Raw genomic sequence first — 16,393 nt, forward strand, 5'->3', positions numbered from 1 at the left:
GGAAACCCGGCGGCGGGAAGAACGGCAGCGGGAAGAACGGCCGCCGGTCAGATCCGGATCTGGGTCAGCGCCCAGAAGCCGACGGCGAAGCAGGCCAGCGCCACCAGCAGTACCGGGACCGTCACCTTCGGGGGCGGTCCCGGCCGTTTCCTGGGGGCGTGGTGGGCCGGAGCGCGCACTGCCGCGTGCTCGTGCGGAACTGGCTGCGGCTGAAGTGGAACCTGCGGGCTCTGAGCGGTGTATGGACGAGTGTGAGCCTGTTCGTGCCAGACCGCCGCCGTCCGGGCCTGAGAGAGGTCGGGCGGCGCCGGGGGAAGGGGGGAGACCTGATGCGCCGGCATGGAGGTGGGGGGAGTGGGCGGCTGCGCCGGGTGCTGCGGTTGCGGGTACGGGGGCGCGGGAGCCTGCTGCCGCGGCTCGGGCGGCTGGGGCTGAGCCGGTGGCTGCCGCTGTGGCTGTGCCTGGGGCAGTTCCTGGCTGCGGTCGGGTGGTGGGGGGAGATGGAAGCTGCCGGTCTCCGACATGGAGGTGGGGGTGGGGGTCGGAGTGACGGGCGTGGAGGGAGGAGGGAGCGAGGGCGACCGCTGTACGGACGCCTGCCCGCCGGTCCGATGGGCCGCGCGGGGGTCGGTGTACGGATCGGCGGCGTGCGGGCCTGCGTGCGGGCCTGCGTGCGGGCCTGCGTGGGAGTCCGTGTGGGGGGCCGCCGGCCGCCGGGCCTCCGGCCGGATGGGCGACGGCGGCTCCATGAGAGGCCCGTCGGGGCCGAACGCGGAGGGGAGCGGACCGATCTGGTCGAAGACCTCGACCACTTCGTCGTCGATGTCCGGCTCGGGCAGCAGTTCCACGGCCGACGTCAGCGCCTTGCGCGCGCCCGTGGCCGTACGGAACCGCGCGTGCGGGTCGGGCTGGAGCAGGCCCGCCAGGACCTGCCACAGCGGCTCGGGGATGCCCTGGGGCGCCCCCGGGGTCCCATGGGCCAGGAAGAGCTCGACCAGGGCCTTGGAGTCCGGCTTCTGTCCCTGCAGCAGATAGAGCGCGACGAGACCGACCGCGAAGAGATCGGCGGGGAAATCGGGCTCGGCGCCCGTCAGCTGCTCAGGAGCGAAGTAACCGGGCGTACCGACCACATAGTTGGTCTCCGTCAGGCGCGGCTCTCCCTTGCGCATGGAGATGCCGAAGTCGGAGAGCCGCAGATGCGGCCGGGCCGTACCGGTCGCTTCCAGCAGGACGTTGGCCGGCTTGATGTCGCGATGCACGACCCCCTCCGCGTGCACCGCGGCCAGCCCGGACAGCAGTTGGTCGAGCAGGGTGCAGACGAAGCGGGGCGGCAGCGGTCCGTAGTCGCCGATGAGATGCGCCAGCGATCCGCCGCTCACCAGATCCATGGTGAACAGCACCTTGTCGTCGTCGGCGGCCCAGCTCGCCGGGGCGAGGACATGGGGATGATCGATTCTGAGCGCCTGTTCCCGGACGAAGCGGAGAAGGGTGTGCGCGTCGCTCTGCTGGAGGACCTTCGCCGCCACATAGCGCCGGCGCCGGTGGTCCCAGGCACGCCAGACGGCGCCGACACCACCGCGTCCGACCGGGTCGATCAGCTCGTACCGCCCCGCGAAGACCTCACCCATTGCGCCGCGCTCGCTCCCAGTCGTCTCGTCCGGCGGCCCGCCGCCCCCGGCCCCGCTCCGGTTCTAGCTCTGATGTGCCTCGTAGTGGGCGACCGCCTCGGCGGTGCGCCCGGCACCGTAGACCCTGAGGAACTCTGCCAGTTCGGGCTGGGTCGGGGCGAGGGAGTCCGCCGCGTCTATGATGTCGCCGGCCGCCGCGACCGACCGCAGCAGGGACTGGATCTCGCGGACCACCCGGCGCACGGTCGGCGCGCCCGAGCTGTTCGTCGTCTGGCTGGTACCGGTGAGGACCGAGCCGCCCTGCGACTTCTTGATCTCTTCCATCCGGTCGGTGGCCTCCCCCGCGCTGACGCTTCCGTCCGCGACCTGACCGGCCAGATCCTGCAATGCCTGGACACGTTGGACCACCGCCGGATTGCCGATCTTCGCGCGTTGACCGCTCATCAACTGGGAGAGCATCGGCGCGGACAGCCCGAGGACGGCGGCGAGCCTGGCCTGGTTCAGGCCAAGATCGTCGATGAGCCGGCGGAAGAGCGCCCCCAGTGGCTCTCCGTACCAGCTTCTCTGGAGTTCTCTGGCTCTCGCGGTCGTTTCCTGCTGTGCGGCGTCCATGTGCGTCTCCCCATCGCTTCCCCATCGCAGCGGCTTCGCTGCTGCGAACCTCGTGGGGCATCTTACGGAGCGTGGTCGCGCACGGGGAGTCCCAATCTTTTTGCGGGATCCCGGGGAACACCCGGTACTCTGGTCCCGGTGCTGGACGAGCCACGGCGCGACCGCTCGGCCGTACCCGACCCGTCCCGGGGGCCTTAGCTCAGTTGGTAGAGCGCTGTCTTTGCATGGCAGATGTCAGGGGTTCGACTCCCCTAGGCTCCACTTCTCTTTCCCCCTTGACCTGCGGAAACGCGGTCCAGGGGTTCTTTTTGTCCCCATTTCTTTTGTGCTGACGTGTCAACACAGTGATGCTGACGCAAGCCCGTGACGGCCTGTGGTTGCAGGGCTTGGGGCGGCCTTCGCTCCTCCGCTCGATCCCCTGGGGGAGCGAAGGACCTTCCAGTTTCCTACTCGTTTGACACAATGAGGCCATGTCTGAGACGACGTACAGCATCGGCGAGGGGCCGGCGACTCGGGTCAGTCTGTCTCTGCCTGAGGGGACTGCGGAGGCGATCCGGGCCCGGGTCGGTAAGCGGGAGTTCTCCGCGTTCATCGCCGCGGCCGTCGAGCGCGAGCTGCGGGGGCAGGTGCTGGATGAGTACCTGGCGGACTATGAGAGCCGCAAGGGACCGGTATCCGAGCAGGCGCGACAGGGCGCGCGACAGGTGTTCGACGAGGTGTTTGCCGAGGAAGACCAGTGGCCCGCAGCAAGCTGACTCACGAGGGGACGCTGGTCCTGGACAGCGAGGGGCTCTCCAAGCTGCTTGCCGATGACGAGACCGTGGTGGCCCTGGTCGCCGAGGCGCGCTCGCGTGGCATGGAAGTGGTGATCTGCGCGCTCACCATCATCGAGGCCGTGCACGCCCGCACGAACAAGGCACGGCTGAGCCGGCTGCTGTCCGGCCTTCGTGCGATCCCGGTGGGGGATGAGGAGGCCAAGGTGGCCTCGGCCCTGTTGATGGGCGTCGGCCTGCATGGTCACAAGTACGCCATCGATGCGGCCGTGGCCGAGGCTGCCCTGCGGCAGCGGCGTCCAGTGGTCATGCTGACGTCCGACATCGACGACATGGCCAAACTCTGCGGTGACCGCGTCCGGCTCGTCGCTGTGTGAGGCGAGAACCGGGTGATCGGGTTTCCTCCGGCTCCGCCGGGGACCGTACTCACGCCGCTTCCTGATGGCGGACGCCGCCGGGATTGCGTGCTGTCAGCCATAAAAGCGGCAGGAAATGGCCGATGCGGCATAGCGGGCGACTCGGGTCGCTATGAAGAGAACGACCCGTCTGGAAATCAGGGGGGAAGGGGTCGTGCGCCGCGTGGGCCGCGCCGCGCCGCCGGACGAACGAGTGGGGGGACCATCCATGCGGCACTACAACTCTGCGGGACCCGCTGCGTACGCGACCAATCAGCAGTTTGAGGCCAACCAGTGGGTGGCCGACGGGGCCGCACCGCTCGGCTACTCCTTCCTGGCCGGCGGTGTGCCCAACATCGTCCAACTGGCGAACCCGGGGCTGCGCGTGTCGGACAACGGACTCTTCGCCATCGAGGAGGCCGACCTGACTCGGCGTCAGCCCAAGCACTTCTTCTCCACGGCGGAGGCGATCGCCGGGTGGAACAGGATTCTGGCCTCGCAGGGCTCCTGTTAACAGCTCTTCCTCGACCCGCCGGGCACCGTCACCTTCACTCTGCCCGGCGCGCCCGCCCCGACCACGCTGACCCGCGTGCGGGCGGCGAACCTGCAGTTCGGCTGCGGCCAGGCAGGCAACCTGATGACGACCAGGGAAAACTGCGACGAGACCGTAACGGAGGTCATCGGGTCGGTGCGGCAGCCCCGGCCGGTGCTCGGCGCCAAGGTCTTCCTGGGCAGCGACGCGACCCAGCAGGGAGAGTTCGCGCTGCACATCGCCAACCACTTCGTGCGCGCCGTGCCGGTGGGCGACCTGCCGATGGCTCCACCCGCGACCTGGGAGGCCGCCCAGGACCTCATCGCCCGCCTCTTCGGCGAAGACACCAACCGGCTCGCCGCCGGACTGGCCACACGCGCCGAGGGCCTCGCGGCCGGCCTGCGGACCCTCGGGGTGAACGAGTACGCCCGGCCCACCGCGGTCGGCCAGGGCCTGTACAGCGGCTCGCTGGGCGCCTCCCATCCCACCGGGGCCGGATTCGCGGTGCACGACTACCGCAACGGCCGCGACGTTGCCGACCCTGTCAACGTCAACCGCGTGCTGTGGGGCTTCCATTGGGGCGGCGTCGTCGCGATGGACGGTACGGACTACCTGACGCTGGAGAACTACGCCCGCAGAGCGGAGAACGCCGGAGGCAACGCCGCGGACAACGGCGGGGGCCTGTTCTACTTCCAGATGTACGGTGCGGCGGCCCCGGATACCTGGCACGGTCGGTGGACACCCCCGTACCCCCGCGGCAAGGGGTTCGCCAACGCGCTGTCGGTCGCGGTGGAGCCCAACGGCCTGGCGGGCCAGTCCTACTTCGTCGCCGACAGCAAGGACACCTACGCCGCGGTCGGCACCGCCGCCACCGTCCTCCAGCTCCAGCGAGCACTGCTGAACGGGCTGAACTACGCCAACGTCGGACCGGCGCCCGGCCGGGCGCCGGTCCGGGCCGCGCCCCTTGACCTGCGGAAACGCGGTTGAAGGGGGTTCTCGTACTGCCATGTACCCGCGGTCGTGCCGACATCCGAGGGTGATGGGGACGTGGGTTCGGGGTCAGCTCGCGGGATCGTTCGCGGCGATCCGCTTCCGCGGGGCGCGCGGGGCGCGGGGGATGTTCGCGTGTCGGGAGGTGGGCTCTGTCGTTGGTCGGGGTGCGGCCCGGGTTTGTCCGGCGGGCCCGGTCTGTACAGGCACCCGGGGTTCGGCCCCGGATGAAGGAGGAGCGCGATGAACGTGGAGACGCGGGGTACGGGCGCGGTGGGCGTGGGGGTGCGGGCCGCGGTGCTGGGCGCGGTGGCGGGGGCGGCGTTGCTTCCGGCCGGTGCCGCGCACGCGAACGTCGTCGGGATCGGGAACGCGGTGTTCGGCAACACCTGTGTCAGCCAGGGCGGTGCGCGGGCCCAGGGGGTCACGGTGGCCGGGAGCGGGGTCGGGAGCGGCAACGAGGCCGGTCTGCCGCTGAGCCTGCCGCGCAATCACTGCGGTAACAGCGGCATCGTCTGTACCGCCGTGTTCAGGGCCAGCGTGTGAGGGGACGGGTGAGCGGCGGGTCACCGGTCGGATGGTGGTGAATGTGGCGGAGGCGGACGCGCCGGTCGGGGACCGGGCGGTGACCGAGCTGCTGGCACTGAGCGGGCGGGCGCTGTCCCTGCTGCGGGAGTGGGTGGCCGGGGATCCGGGCTGTGGTGTGGCTCGGGCGCTGCTGACCCTGTCGACCGGTGACCGCCTGGACGACACCGCGTTGAAGGATCAGTTGGTGATCGCGCACCGGGACGCGCGGGCGGCCGGTGAGCGGCAGACGAGCCTGGTGTACGGGGTGTTCCTCCATACGCATCGGCAGTACCGGCTGACGGCCGATCATCTGGTGGCGCACTTCGCCCGGTGGCCCGCCGATGAGCAGGCCGGGCTCATGGTGGGAGCTTTCTCCGCCTGTGGCGACGCCGCCTACCGCGCGCAGGGCGATGAACTGGTGGAGCGGCAGGCCGCGCTGGCCGGCCCGGAGAGCTGGCCCTGGCTGAGCTGGCTGGCCTCGACCAGGGCGGAACAGGGCCGGGTACGGGAGGCGCACGAGCTGGCGGAGCGGGCCCTGGCCCTGTATCCCCGCTCGGGTGTGGCCGCGCACGCCCTCGCGCACGCCGAACATGAGCTGGGGACCGGCCACGCGTCCGTCGCATTCCTGGACCGGTGGCTCGCGGCGGACCCGCAGGCGGTGCAGTTACGTCATCTGAACTGGCACGCCGCGCTTCAGTCGATCGCTTGCGGCGACTTCCCCGACGCGCGCCGGCGCGCGGACGCGGCGCTGGCGCGTACGGATGTCGGCATGCGGGCCGCGACGAACTGGCGCCTGCTGCTGGCCGGGCAGACACCGGCCGGTCGAAGCGATCCGGGGCATGTACGGGAACTGCTCGCGGCGCCGGGGGGGATGGCGGAGATCTTCCACACCTTCAACCTGGCCCTGGCCCTGGCCGTGGAGGCCGCGACCGAGGACCTGCGCATCCTGGCCCGCCGGGCCGCCGCCGACGAACGATCCGACTACCGCGAAGTCCTGGCCCCCGTGGTCCAGGCGCTGGCGGAGGTCACCGCGGGCCGCCCCCGCGCGGCGGTGGACCTGCTGAGCGGCCTGGGGGAGAAGGCGGAGCGGATCGGCGGAGTGCGGGTGGAGCGAGAGATCATCCAGGACACCCTCGCCCGCGCCCTCGTCGACACGGGCGAGCACGCCCGCGCGGCCGGTCTGCTGCACCATCGCACCGCCACCCGCCGCCACCACACCTACGAGGACCTCCTCCTCACCGCTGCCGCGCAGGCCACGGCGGCCGGGCCCCGCTGATCCCCCACCGCCGATCCCCCACCGCCGGGTCAGCGCCGGGTCAGCGCACGACGGGGCTGCGGCGTTCGAGGAGGACGACGTCGCGCCACCGGCCGTGGTGGCGGCCGACGCGCTCACGGGTGCCGATGACGCGGAACCCGGCGCGGCGGTGCAGGGCGAGGCTGGCGGTGTTCTCCGGGAAGATGCCGGACTGGACGGTCCAGATGCCGGCGGCGTCGGTGGAGGCGAGCAGGGCGTCCAGCAGTGCCGCGCCCACCCCGTGGCCGCGGGCGCCGGGGTGGACATAGACGGAGTGCTCGACCACCCCGGCGTACGCGCGCCGCTCGGAGACCGGCGCAACGGCGGTCCATCCGAGCACCCGCCCGCGGTCGCCGAGGGCGGCCAGCCGGTGTTCCGGAAGCTTGACGGCGTCGAATTCCGCCCAGCTGGGCGCGGCGGTCTCGAACGTGGCGTTCCCCTCGTCGATACCGAGCTGATAGATCGTCAGGACCTGCTCGGCGTGTTCGGGCCGCAGGGCCGTGATGCGCGTCCGTGTCGTCGCGGTCACGCTGCCGCCTCCAAGCCGAGGCCGACGAGCAGGCCGCGGACGCGCCGCTCGGAGGCGACCTGACCTGCCTCACGCGGCACTTTCAGCGGCGGTCGCGCCAGGGACACCAGCCGGATTGGCCGAGCAGGCGCGATCCGGCGTGACCGAACGTCCCGTAACCACGTGCCCGTGCTTGACGGCCTGGGGGCGTCCCGGCCTGTTGACGCAGGTCGGGACGGACTTTTCGCTGTTCCGCGATGGTGGTCGCGGTCGTGCTTTTGAGGGGGCGTCACGGGACGCGGTTGGACCGTACGAGTGGTGTTCATCCGAAGAGCTGCGCGAGAACGGCGTCGCTCCGTGGATTTTCGAGATGCGTACACATCATGAGGAAGGTATGTAGATCGCCCAACCCGAAAGCGAGGGGTCATGGCCGCCTTCAAGGTCAAGAAACTGTGGACCGTCTTCATCACCGCCTTCTTCGCGGTGCTCGCCTCCCTGGGGCTCACCAGCCCCGCCGCCGCTGCCGGCAGCGCCGTACAGCAGCCGGTCGAGCAGCCCGTGCCGACGCCGGCCGCCGCGCAGTCCGTCGAGCAGGGTGAGGCGGCACCCGCACGGGCAACCGTACCCAGGGCGGCCGCGCCGTCACGCGACCGGTCGCTACCGCCCACGATCAAGCAGCGGATCAACGCCGAGGCGCACGGGTCGTCGCCGTCGGTCCGCCATCTGCCCGCGGACACGACGGGCGCGGTCGACTCCGAAGCGGCCCGTGCGAACGCCCGCGCCGCGAACGCGGCACTCGTCGCCGCGTGACCGGGCCGAGTTTCCGCGTACACGCGGTGCGCGCCGGACTGCCCACCGGACCCGCCGGACCCGCCGGACTCGTCAGGCACGGCAGAACCGTAAGACACGGCACACCCGTACAGCGCATGGACCCGCGGCGGCACCAGGCGCGGCGTGATCAGGCGCAACGTCATCAGGCACAGCATGATCGGGCACAGCGTGATCAGGGACGGTCGCCCCGGCGACGCGCCTCCTCCTCCGCCTGGCGAGCCTTCGCCTGTACCTCGGGATCGAGCGGATCGACCACATGGCTGCCGTCGACGGACGTCAGCGGGCCGCGCTCCGAGACCTCGGTAGCGGCGGGAGGTTCCACCAGCCAGTCCGGGTTCGCCTGCTTGTCCCACCACTTCCACGCGGCGAAGGCGCCACCGGCCAGCACACCGAGAGCCGCCAGGCCCTTGGCCAGCCGTCCGGCCCTGGCCCGCCGCTCATGCTTCCTCACCAGCTTCTGGATGTCCTTCGCCGTGATCTGTCCGCGCAGAGCGGCCAGGGCGGCCGCCGAACGCGCCGCGGCCTGCTCCGCGACCGGCTGCGCGGTGGCCATCGCATGTCCGACCCTCGGCACCGTGTAGTCCGCCGCCTGACGGGCGGCCTGGCGAGTACGCAAGGCGGCGCGGTGAGCCGCCACATCGACCTTTGGGGGCACCCTGGGCGCCACATGGGCGCCGTACTGGATACGAGCCTGCTGAGCGGCCTTGGTCATTGTCGGGGCGAGCCTCACGCGCGCCTCATGTGCGTACAGAGCGGCCTGCTCCTTGGCCGTACCGGCATAGGGGGCCACCGCTTCCGCGGCGTGCTGCACGCTCTCCTTCGCCGAACCGGTAGCGGTGCGCACGCTGTCCATGCGGGTCACAGGATCATCCTCCTCGGTGGCGTTCCGTATTTCGCCTATCCACCCTTTTCGAGATCATGCCTGCTGGACTCTGTCCCGGCATGCGATGCGGGCATCCGGGTCATGGAGGACGACGCGCGTACGACTCCCCAGGCGTGTGGACGGTCGAGCCACGCGCGGCTTCGGCGTGTTCCCCTCCGGGACTGACCCTTCCGGCCTGACCTTCCCGGCGTGACGTCGCCGCCGGGCCTTCCCGCGCCGTGCTTCCGGCGCGGTTCCGCCGCGTCCGCCGCGGTTCCGCCGGACTGTCGTCGTGTCTTCCATGGCGCCTTCTTCCATCGTGCCTCCATCCGGCCCCGAAATCGCCCCAAGACGGGCGCAAACCCCCGTCAAGGGCAGCGGCCGGGCATCCCGCGTGTCTTCCGTGCGAGGATCGTGAGAGTCAAAGCAGACTTACGGAAGGCAGATCGTGGCCGAGCAGCTTTACGCCACCCTGAAGACCAACCACGGCGACATCGAGATCCGGCTTCTGCCGAACCACGCGCCGAAGACGGTCAAGAACTTCGTCGGACTCGCGCAGGGCGAGCGGGAGTGGACCCACCCGGAGACCGGTAAGAAGACCACGGACCGGCTGTACGACGGCACCGTCTTCCACCGTGTGATCAGTGGTTTCATGATCCAGGGCGGGGACCCGCTGGGGAACGGCACCGGTGGCCCCGGCTATGAGTTCGAGGACGAGTTCCACCCGGACCTGGCCTTCGACAAGCCGTACCTGCTGGCCATGGCGAACGCCGGCCCCGGGACCAACGGCTCGCAGTTCTTCATCACGGTGGCGCCGACCGCCTGGCTGACCCGGAAGCACACCATCTTCGGCGAGGTCAGCACCGAGGCCGGCAAGAAGGTCGTGGACTCCATCATCGGTGCCCAGACCAACCCGCGCACCGACCGTCCGGTGCAGGACGTGGTGATCGAGTCGGTCGTCGTCGAGACGCGCTGACCGCTCACGGACTGCTCGGTTCCCGGGTTCCCGGGAACCATCCCGCCCTGCCCGTCCGTAGTGGTTACATACCGGACGGGCGGGGCGGTGCGCTGTGCACCGCACGCCGCCCCGCCGCACGCCGTCACGAGGACCGAGGGGATCGATGGACCACCCGCCAGGCGGCCATGGAGGCCAGGATCAGCCCGCCGTCAGTGAGGGCCTGCCCGACTGCTACCGGCATCCGGGCCGGGAGACGGGTGTACGGTGCACCCGCTGCGAGCGTCCCATCTGCCCCGAGTGCATGGTCGACGCCTCCGTGGGGTTCCAGTGCCCGGAGTGCGTCAGGCAGGGCTCGGGTTCCGGGCGCGGCCCGGCGCCGCGTCAGCCGCGTACGCTCGCCGGCGGCACGATAGCGGCCGATCCCCGGCTGATCACCAAGATTCTGCTGGGCATCAATGTCGCGGTCTTCGTCGCCGTGCTCGCCGTGGGCGAGCAGTACCGGCTCGTCAATGACCTCGATCTCGTGGGCAATGTCTACGATCCCGCGGCCGACCAGTTCGTCGGTGTCGCGGACGGCCAGTGGTACCGGTTGCTGACCTCGGTCTTCCTGCATCAAGAGGTATGGCACATCGCCTTCAACATGCTGAGCCTGTGGTGGCTCGGCGGGCCGCTGGAGGCGGCGCTCGGCCGGGCCCGCTATCTGGCGCTCTATCTGCTCTCCGGACTCGCGGGAAGCGCCCTCACCTATCTCGTCGTCGCGCCGGAGCAGGGCTCGCTGGGCGCCTCGGGCGCCGTCTTCGGACTGCTCGGTGCCACCGCCGTACTGATGCGTCGGCTCAAGTACGACATGCGACCGGTCTTCGCGCTGCTCGTGCTGAACCTGGTGCTCACCTTCACCTGGCCCGATATCGCCAAGGAGGCGCATCTCGGCGGCCTGGTGGCGGGCACGCTGATCGCCATCGCCATGGTGTACGCGCCCCGTGAGCGCCGGGCGCTGGCGCAGTACGGCACCTGTGCGCTGGTGCTGGTGGCGGCGGTCGTGATGGTCGTGGTCAGGACCGCAACGCTGCCCATGGTGCTCTCGCTCTGATCCCGGCCTCCGGAGAGGGCGCGGAAGGTCCCCGGAAGACGACCGCCGCCGGTGCCGGGTGACCGCTGTGTTCCGAGCGTGACGCCCTGGGGACTGCCCGTACTCCACAGTTGTCCACAGTGTGTGCCGAATCTTGTGCATCCTGTGGGGAACATGCGTACCCCTTGTCGCCGGTGTGGGTTTGACCAGCGGAGACAAGGGGTGAGCACGTCATCAGAATGGGCGATGTGATCACACCGGTGTCAACGGCCCGTGGAGTTATCCACAGATCGTCTGACCTTTTCCCCTGCTGTGGACAACGCTGTGGATAAGTCGGGGCAGAGCTTGACGGCCGGGTGGTGGACCCGCTACTTCCACTGGGTCGAGACACCGAAGCCGGCGGCGATGAAGCCGAACCCGACCACGATGTTCCAGTTTCCGAAGCTCTCCAGCGGGAGATCGCCCTCGGTCACATAGAAGACCACGATCCAGGCGAGCCCGATCAGGAACATGGCCAGCATGACCGGGGCCACCCAGCTCCGGTTGGTCAGCCTTATGGCGGTCGCCTGCTTCGCGGCCGGAGGCGGCGTGAAGTCGGCCTTCTTGCGGATACGTGACTTCGGCACGAGGGACTCTCCTGTCGATGCGCTGCGTGACCGCGCAGGGAACTGTAACGGGCTGCCGGGGCGGAGAGCAGGGGGAACACCACCGCCCCCGGGCGTCCGTTAGCGTAGTGCTTCCGCGGCGCCTAAGGAGATAAGGGTACGTTGAGCAATTCTGCCGACTCTCCCCCAGGGCCGGTCCGCCGTCCGGCACGGCGGCCCGTCCGGCTGCTCACGGCTGCCGTCTTCGCGCTGGCGGGGCTCATCTTCGTCACCAGTTTCAACACGGCCAAGGGCACCAACATCCGCACGGACGCCTCGATGTTGAAGCTCTCCGACCTGATCCACGAGCGGGACCGCAAGAACGCCGAACTGGGCGACACCACGGCGGCGGTACGGCGCGAGATCGATGTCCTCGTCGGCCGTGACGACGGTTCCACCGAGGCCGGGAACGCCAGGGTGCGGGCGCTGGAGAAGGCCGCCGGCACCGAGAAGCTCACCGGCCGGGCCCTCACCGTCACCCTCGACGACGCCCCGCCGAACGCCACGGCCAACCCCGGCTACCCCGAGCCCCAGCCCAATGACCTCGTCATCCATCAGCAGGACCTCCAGGCCGTCGTCAACGCTCTGTGGCAGGGCGGCGCGGAGGGCATCCGTGTGATGGACCAGCGGCTGATCTCCACCAGCGCGGTGCGGTGCGTGGGCAACACGCTGATCCTCCAGGGCCGTGTCTACTCCCCGCCGTACAAGATCACCGCCATCGGTGACCAGGACCGGCTCCGCAAGGCCCTCACCGACGCGCCGGCGATCCAGAACTACCAGCTCTACGTGAAGGCGTACGGGCTCGGCTGGAAGGTCGACGAACACGGCGAGGAGACGCTGCCCGGCTACACGGGCACGGTGGATCTGCACTACGCGGACCCGGTCGGGTAGCCGCTCGGGGACGGTTCCGTCCGGCGGGGCGGGCCGGGCGGGGCGTGTGGCGTCCGCGACCGAGCTCTGTGACCAAGAGCAACCCCGAACCTGTGTGCACCTGCCCCATGCGCCGCCCATGTGTCCCTGCCGCCCTTTAGTCTGGTGCCGTACCGCCTCGGGGCGGCGACGAACGGAAGGGACAGCATGTACGGCTGGATCTGGCGGCATCTGCCGGGCAACGCGTGGCTGCGTGCGGCGATCTCGCTCGTATTGGCGCTGGCGGTCGTCTATGTGCTGTTCCAGTACGTCTTCCCCTGGGCGGAGCCGCTGCTGCCCTTCAACGATGTGACGGTCGACGGATCGGGGGCGGCCGGATGAGCGCCCGGATTCTCGTCGTCGACAACTACGACAGCTTCGTCTTCAACCTCGTGCAGTACCTGTACCAGCTCGGCGCCGAGTGCGAGGTGCTGCGGAACGACGAGGTGACCACCTCCCACGCCCAGGACGGCTTCGACGGCGTTCTGCTCTCCCCAGGACCCGGTACCCCCGAACAGGCCGGTATCTGTGTCGAGATGGTGCGCCACTGCGCCGCGACCGGAGTGCCCGTCTTCGGCGTCTGCCTCGGGATGCAGTCGATGGCCGTGGCGTACGGCGGTGTCGTGGACAGGGCACCCGAGCTGCTGCACGGAAAGACGTCCCTCGTCACGCACGAGGGCAAGGGCGTGTTCGCCGGGCTGCCCTCCCCGTTCACCGCGACCCGCTACCACTCGCTCGCCGCGGAACCGTCGGAGCTGCCGGCCGAGCTGGAAGTGACGGCGCGTACGGCGGACGGGATCATCATGGGCCTGCGCCACCGTGAACTGCCCGTCGAGGGTGTGCAGTTCCACCCGGAGTCCGTCCTCACCGAGCACGGTCATCTGATGCTGGCCAACTGGCTGGCGCGATGCGGTGATCCGGGGGCGGTGGACCGGTCGGCGGGTCTCGCGCCGGTGGTGGGCAAGGCGCTCGCGTGACCGCACTCCGCCCCGAACACGAGGCCGGTCACGGAGGCTCGTACGAGCGGGGAGCGTACGAGGACTCCGGCGCGTTCGAGGCGGCGGTGGAGGGACTGGCGGACCCGCTGAACGATCCTCTTCCGGGACAGCGGGCTCCGGAGCCGACCTCGACGCCGACTCCGACCCCGGTGCCGGGGCCGGGGTCAGGACGTCGCCGGCGGGGGCAGGTCCCGAGCCGGACCGCCGGGAACGGCGGCGTACCTGGGCCCGTACCGGGGCAGGGTGCTGCGCCCGCGTCCGTACCGGGGCAGGGCGGTATCCCCGCGCCGGCGGGCCAGGTGCCGGGGCCGCGGCACTCGCGGCGGGCCCCCGGCGAGGAACCCGCCGCCGACCCGGAGTCGGAGTGGTCGGGCGACTACTACCGCCAGTACGCGGCCGAGACCCCGTCGGGGGCCCCGGGACCGGGCGGGGAGTGGTCCGGCACCCCTGCCACCCCTGCGCATCGCACGGACGGCAGGACGGCCTCCGGGCCGCTGTCTCCGCCGCCCCCCGCGCCGTCCCCCGTGCCGTCGCCCTCCCCTGTACCTTCGCCGGTCCAAGCTCCGGTCCAAGCCCCGGCCCAGGCCCCCGCCGTGTCTGCCGCGTCTCTCTCGCCGCTACCGCCGTCGGCATCGGCGTCGATACCCGGGGACGCTCCCGGTGCGGTACGGGACGACGAGACGGTCGCTCTCCGTACGGCGGACACGCGTCGCGCGGTCGAGCCGGAGCCCGGGGCGGATGAGGCCGCCACGGCCGTGATCCCGGTGGTGGCACCACTGGCGGAACCGCTGCCGGAACCGCTGCCGGAACCGTCGGCGGAACCCGTATCCCCTACGGGCGGCCGTGCGGAGCGCCGTAAGGCCGCCGCGAAGGGCGGTCGGGGCCGTAAGCGCCCCGAAGCGGCTCCGGCGGGCTTTGGGGCCGAGGCGGGGCCCGAGCCGGGCTCCGGCGCGGCGGCGCCCGCCCGGCCGCTCTCCCGGGTCGAGGCACGCCGGGCCGCGCGCGCCGCCAAGGACAGTCTGGCCGTCGTCGCCAGCCGTGCGGTCGGTGAGCTGTTCATCACCTTCGGCGTGCTGATGCTGCTGTTCGTCACGTATCAGCTCTGGTGGACGAACATCCGGGCGGATGTCTACGCGGGCAAGGAGACCAGCAAGATCCAGGAGAGCTTCGCCACGGAGCGGCAGCCCGGGGCCTTCGAGCCGGGGCAGGGCTTCGCCATCATGCATATCCCCAAGCTGGATGTCGTGGTCCCGATCGCCGAGGGCATCAGCAAGGCGAAGGTCCTCGACCACGGCATGGTCGGCCACTACGCGGAGGGCAGCCTGAAGACGGCGATGCCCTCCGACAAGCAGGGCAACTTCGCGGTGGCGGGTCACCGCAACACCCATGGCGAACCGTTCCGCTACATCAACCAGCTCCAGCCCGGCGACGAGATCATCGTCGAGACGCGGGACGCCTATTACACGTACGACATGACCAGCATCCTGCCGCAGACCGCGCCGTCGAATGTGAGCGTGATCGGTCCGGTGCCGCCCGGTTCCGGTTTCACGGGCCCTGGGCGTTACATCACGCTGACGACCTGCACCCCGGAATTCACCAGTACCTACCGGATGATCGTGTGGGGCAAGATGGTGGAGGAACGGCCCCGCAGCGAGGGCAAGCCCGACGCTCTCGTCGGCTGAGGCCGACCGGGATCGCCACAGGGACAAGACAAGGCCGGGCAACAGGGACGGGGACGGGGCGCGGTGGCAGCGAGTACCGACAACGGGGAACAGACGGGAAGACCACCGCTGCCGGACCGGGAGCAGGACCCGCGTCAGGACCGGGAGCCTCGTCAGGGGACGGAGCCGGGCCGGGGGGCAGGGCAGGGCCAGGGCGCGGAGCCGGGCCGGGCGGTGGGCTATGAACCGGCATCCCCGGCCCCGGCCGCGGCCCGGAGCCGCAGGTTCCGTAGCCCTCTCGCGGCCGTGGTCAGCGTCTGCGGCGAGCTGCTCATCACCGCCGGGGTCGTGCTCGGCCTCTTCGTCGTCTACTCGCTGTGGTGGACGAATGTCCTGGCCGACCGGGAGGCCGCGCGGCAGGGCGACGACGTACGCCACAACTGGGCCCAGGAGGGCACCGAGGGCGGCAGCCCCCGGGCGTTCGACTCCGAGGACGGGATCGGCTTCCTCCACGTTCCGTCGATGGGCGGCGGGGAGATCCTGGTCAAGAAGGGCACGGGCACCTCGCTGCTGAACGACGGTGTCGCGGGCTACTACACCGAACCGGTCAAGTCGGCCCTCCCCTGGGACAAGAAGGGCAACTTCACGCTGGCCGCGCACAGGGACGGCCATGGCGCGAGGTTCCACAACATCCACAAGATCAGGACCGGCGATCCGGTCGTCTTCGAGACGCGTGACACCTGGTACGTCTACAAGGTCTACAAGGAGCTGCCGAAGACCTCCAAGTACAACGTGGAGGTGCTCAGCCCCGTCCCCAAGGAATCGGGGAAGACCAAGCCGGGCCGCTATCTCACGCTGACGACCTGCACGCCGATCTACACCTCGGACTACCGCTACATCGTCTGGGCCGAGCTTGTCCGTACGGACAAGGTGGACAAGAACCGGACGCTGCCGCCGGAGCTGCGCTGAGAGACGCGGAGAGCGACGCGCTGAGGGTCGGCCCGCGAGAGCCGGCGCCAGCTCTCGCGGGCCGGCGAGAGCTGGCCTGAGCGCTCCGGCGCGGCGCGGTGCGACAGGCCTCCCAAGGGGGGCCTCCCAAGGGCCTTTCCCCGGCCCTCCCAAGCCCTCCCGGACAGCAGAGAGCCCCGGCACCCTCCAACGG

19 protein-coding genes and 1 tRNA gene are annotated in these 16,393 nt (G+C 70.6%); 15 read left to right on the forward strand and 5 right to left on the reverse strand.

The features are described 5' to 3' along the window. Positions 1-47 precede the first annotated feature (47 nt). Positions 48-1,628, reverse strand: a complete 1,581-nt coding sequence (locus ACWGDX_RS34590; RefSeq protein ID WP_453632102.1) for a protein kinase domain-containing protein — start codon at positions 1,626-1,628, stop codon at positions 48-50. 63 nt (positions 1,629-1,691) lie between these two features. Beyond that, positions 1,692-2,240: a helix-turn-helix domain-containing protein gene (locus ACWGDX_RS34595; protein WP_066955535.1), complete on the reverse strand. Its 549-nt coding sequence runs from the start codon at positions 2,238-2,240 to the stop codon at positions 1,692-1,694. 188 nt (positions 2,241-2,428) lie between these two features. Between ACWGDX_RS34595 and ACWGDX_RS34600 the strand changes: the two genes are divergently transcribed. The 7 genes from ACWGDX_RS34600 to ACWGDX_RS34630 all read left to right on the forward strand — a co-directional run bounded on the left by ACWGDX_RS34600 (position 2,429) and on the right by ACWGDX_RS34630 (position 6,773). Continuing rightward, positions 2,429-2,501, forward strand: a tRNA-Ala gene (locus tag ACWGDX_RS34600). 209 nt (positions 2,502-2,710) lie between these two features. Next, positions 2,711-2,995, forward strand: coding sequence for a hypothetical protein (locus ACWGDX_RS34605; protein WP_453632104.1), 285 nt, complete (start codon positions 2,711-2,713; stop codon positions 2,993-2,995). Then, a complete protein-coding gene (locus tag ACWGDX_RS34610; protein WP_453632106.1) occupies positions 2,977-3,390 on the forward strand; it encodes a DNA-binding protein in 414 nt (137 codons plus the stop codon). Before ACWGDX_RS34605 ends, ACWGDX_RS34610 begins: the two co-directional genes overlap by 19 nt. A 247-nt stretch (positions 3,391-3,637) precedes the next feature. Then, positions 3,638-3,922 (forward strand): hypothetical protein, encoded by a 285-nt coding sequence (locus tag ACWGDX_RS34615; RefSeq protein ID WP_453632108.1) that lies wholly within the window; start codon positions 3,638-3,640, stop codon positions 3,920-3,922. Positions 3,923-4,045: 123 nt separating this feature from the next. Beyond that, a complete protein-coding gene (locus tag ACWGDX_RS34620; RefSeq protein WP_453632110.1) occupies positions 4,046-4,927 on the forward strand; it encodes a hypothetical protein in 882 nt (293 codons plus the stop codon). Positions 4,928-5,173: 246 nt separating this feature from the next. Beyond that, the gene (locus tag ACWGDX_RS34625) at positions 5,174-5,476 is read left to right on the forward strand and encodes a chaplin family protein (protein ID WP_453632111.1); all 303 of its coding nucleotides are present in this window, start codon (positions 5,174-5,176) and stop codon (positions 5,474-5,476) included. A 43-nt stretch (positions 5,477-5,519) separates the two neighbouring features. Next, a complete protein-coding gene (locus ACWGDX_RS34630; protein WP_453632113.1) occupies positions 5,520-6,773 on the forward strand; it encodes a hypothetical protein in 1,254 nt (417 codons plus the stop codon). A gap of 40 nt (positions 6,774-6,813) precedes the next feature. On the opposite strand, the gene ACWGDX_RS34635 is transcribed toward ACWGDX_RS34630, so the two are convergent. Beyond that, the gene (locus ACWGDX_RS34635; RefSeq protein WP_453632115.1) at positions 6,814-7,320 is read right to left on the reverse strand and encodes an N-acetyltransferase family protein; all 507 of its coding nucleotides are present in this window, start codon (positions 7,318-7,320) and stop codon (positions 6,814-6,816) included. A gap of 405 nt (positions 7,321-7,725) precedes the next feature. Between ACWGDX_RS34635 and ACWGDX_RS34640 the strand changes: the two genes are divergently transcribed. Continuing rightward, positions 7,726-8,109, forward strand: coding sequence for a DUF6344 domain-containing protein (locus tag ACWGDX_RS34640; protein ID WP_453632116.1), 384 nt, complete (start codon positions 7,726-7,728; stop codon positions 8,107-8,109). Positions 8,110-8,302: 193 nt separating this feature from the next. On the opposite strand, the gene ACWGDX_RS34645 is transcribed toward ACWGDX_RS34640, so the two are convergent. Further along, positions 8,303-8,992: a DUF5324 family protein gene (locus tag ACWGDX_RS34645; RefSeq protein WP_363078978.1), complete on the reverse strand. Its 690-nt coding sequence runs from the start codon at positions 8,990-8,992 to the stop codon at positions 8,303-8,305. A gap of 448 nt (positions 8,993-9,440) precedes the next feature. On the opposite strand from ACWGDX_RS34645, the gene ACWGDX_RS34650 reads away from it, so the two are divergent. Then, a complete protein-coding gene (locus ACWGDX_RS34650) occupies positions 9,441-9,968 on the forward strand; it encodes a peptidylprolyl isomerase (RefSeq protein WP_453632118.1) in 528 nt (175 codons plus the stop codon). Positions 9,969-10,113: 145 nt separating this feature from the next. Next, positions 10,114-11,040: a rhomboid family intramembrane serine protease gene (locus ACWGDX_RS34655; protein WP_453632120.1), complete on the forward strand. Its 927-nt coding sequence runs from the start codon at positions 10,114-10,116 to the stop codon at positions 11,038-11,040. A 347-nt stretch (positions 11,041-11,387) separates the two neighbouring features. Here ACWGDX_RS34655 and crgA read toward each other — a convergent pair whose 3' ends face one another. Then, positions 11,388-11,645: a cell division protein CrgA gene (crgA, locus tag ACWGDX_RS34660; protein WP_363078981.1), complete on the reverse strand. Its 258-nt coding sequence runs from the start codon at positions 11,643-11,645 to the stop codon at positions 11,388-11,390. Positions 11,646-11,786: 141 nt separating this feature from the next. On the opposite strand from crgA, the gene ACWGDX_RS34665 reads away from it, so the two are divergent. The 5 genes from ACWGDX_RS34665 (at position 11,787) to ACWGDX_RS34685 (ending at position 16,200) form a co-directional block, all read left to right on the forward strand. Next, positions 11,787-12,554 (forward strand): DUF881 domain-containing protein, encoded by a 768-nt coding sequence (locus tag ACWGDX_RS34665; RefSeq protein WP_453632122.1) that lies wholly within the window; start codon positions 11,787-11,789, stop codon positions 12,552-12,554. Between the two features lie 186 nt (positions 12,555-12,740). Continuing rightward, positions 12,741-12,914 (forward strand): hypothetical protein, encoded by a 174-nt coding sequence (locus ACWGDX_RS34670; RefSeq protein ID WP_093605146.1) that lies wholly within the window; start codon positions 12,741-12,743, stop codon positions 12,912-12,914. Further along, complete coding sequence (locus ACWGDX_RS34675; protein WP_453632124.1) at positions 12,911-13,549, forward strand: aminodeoxychorismate/anthranilate synthase component II; 639 nt, start codon at positions 12,911-12,913, stop codon at positions 13,547-13,549. Before ACWGDX_RS34670 ends, ACWGDX_RS34675 begins: the two co-directional genes overlap by 4 nt. Positions 13,550-13,869: 320 nt before the next feature. Beyond that, positions 13,870-15,252 carry a class E sortase gene (locus ACWGDX_RS34680; protein WP_453632129.1) on the forward strand — a complete coding sequence of 461 codons (1,383 nt, stop codon included), beginning with the start codon at positions 13,870-13,872 and terminating at the stop codon, positions 15,250-15,252. Between the two features lie 213 nt (positions 15,253-15,465). Continuing rightward, positions 15,466-16,200, forward strand: coding sequence for a class E sortase (locus ACWGDX_RS34685; protein WP_453632131.1), 735 nt, complete (start codon positions 15,466-15,468; stop codon positions 16,198-16,200). Positions 16,201-16,393: the final 193 nt, after the last annotated feature.

It is taken from the genome of Streptomyces sp. NPDC055025, from assembly GCF_053608565.1.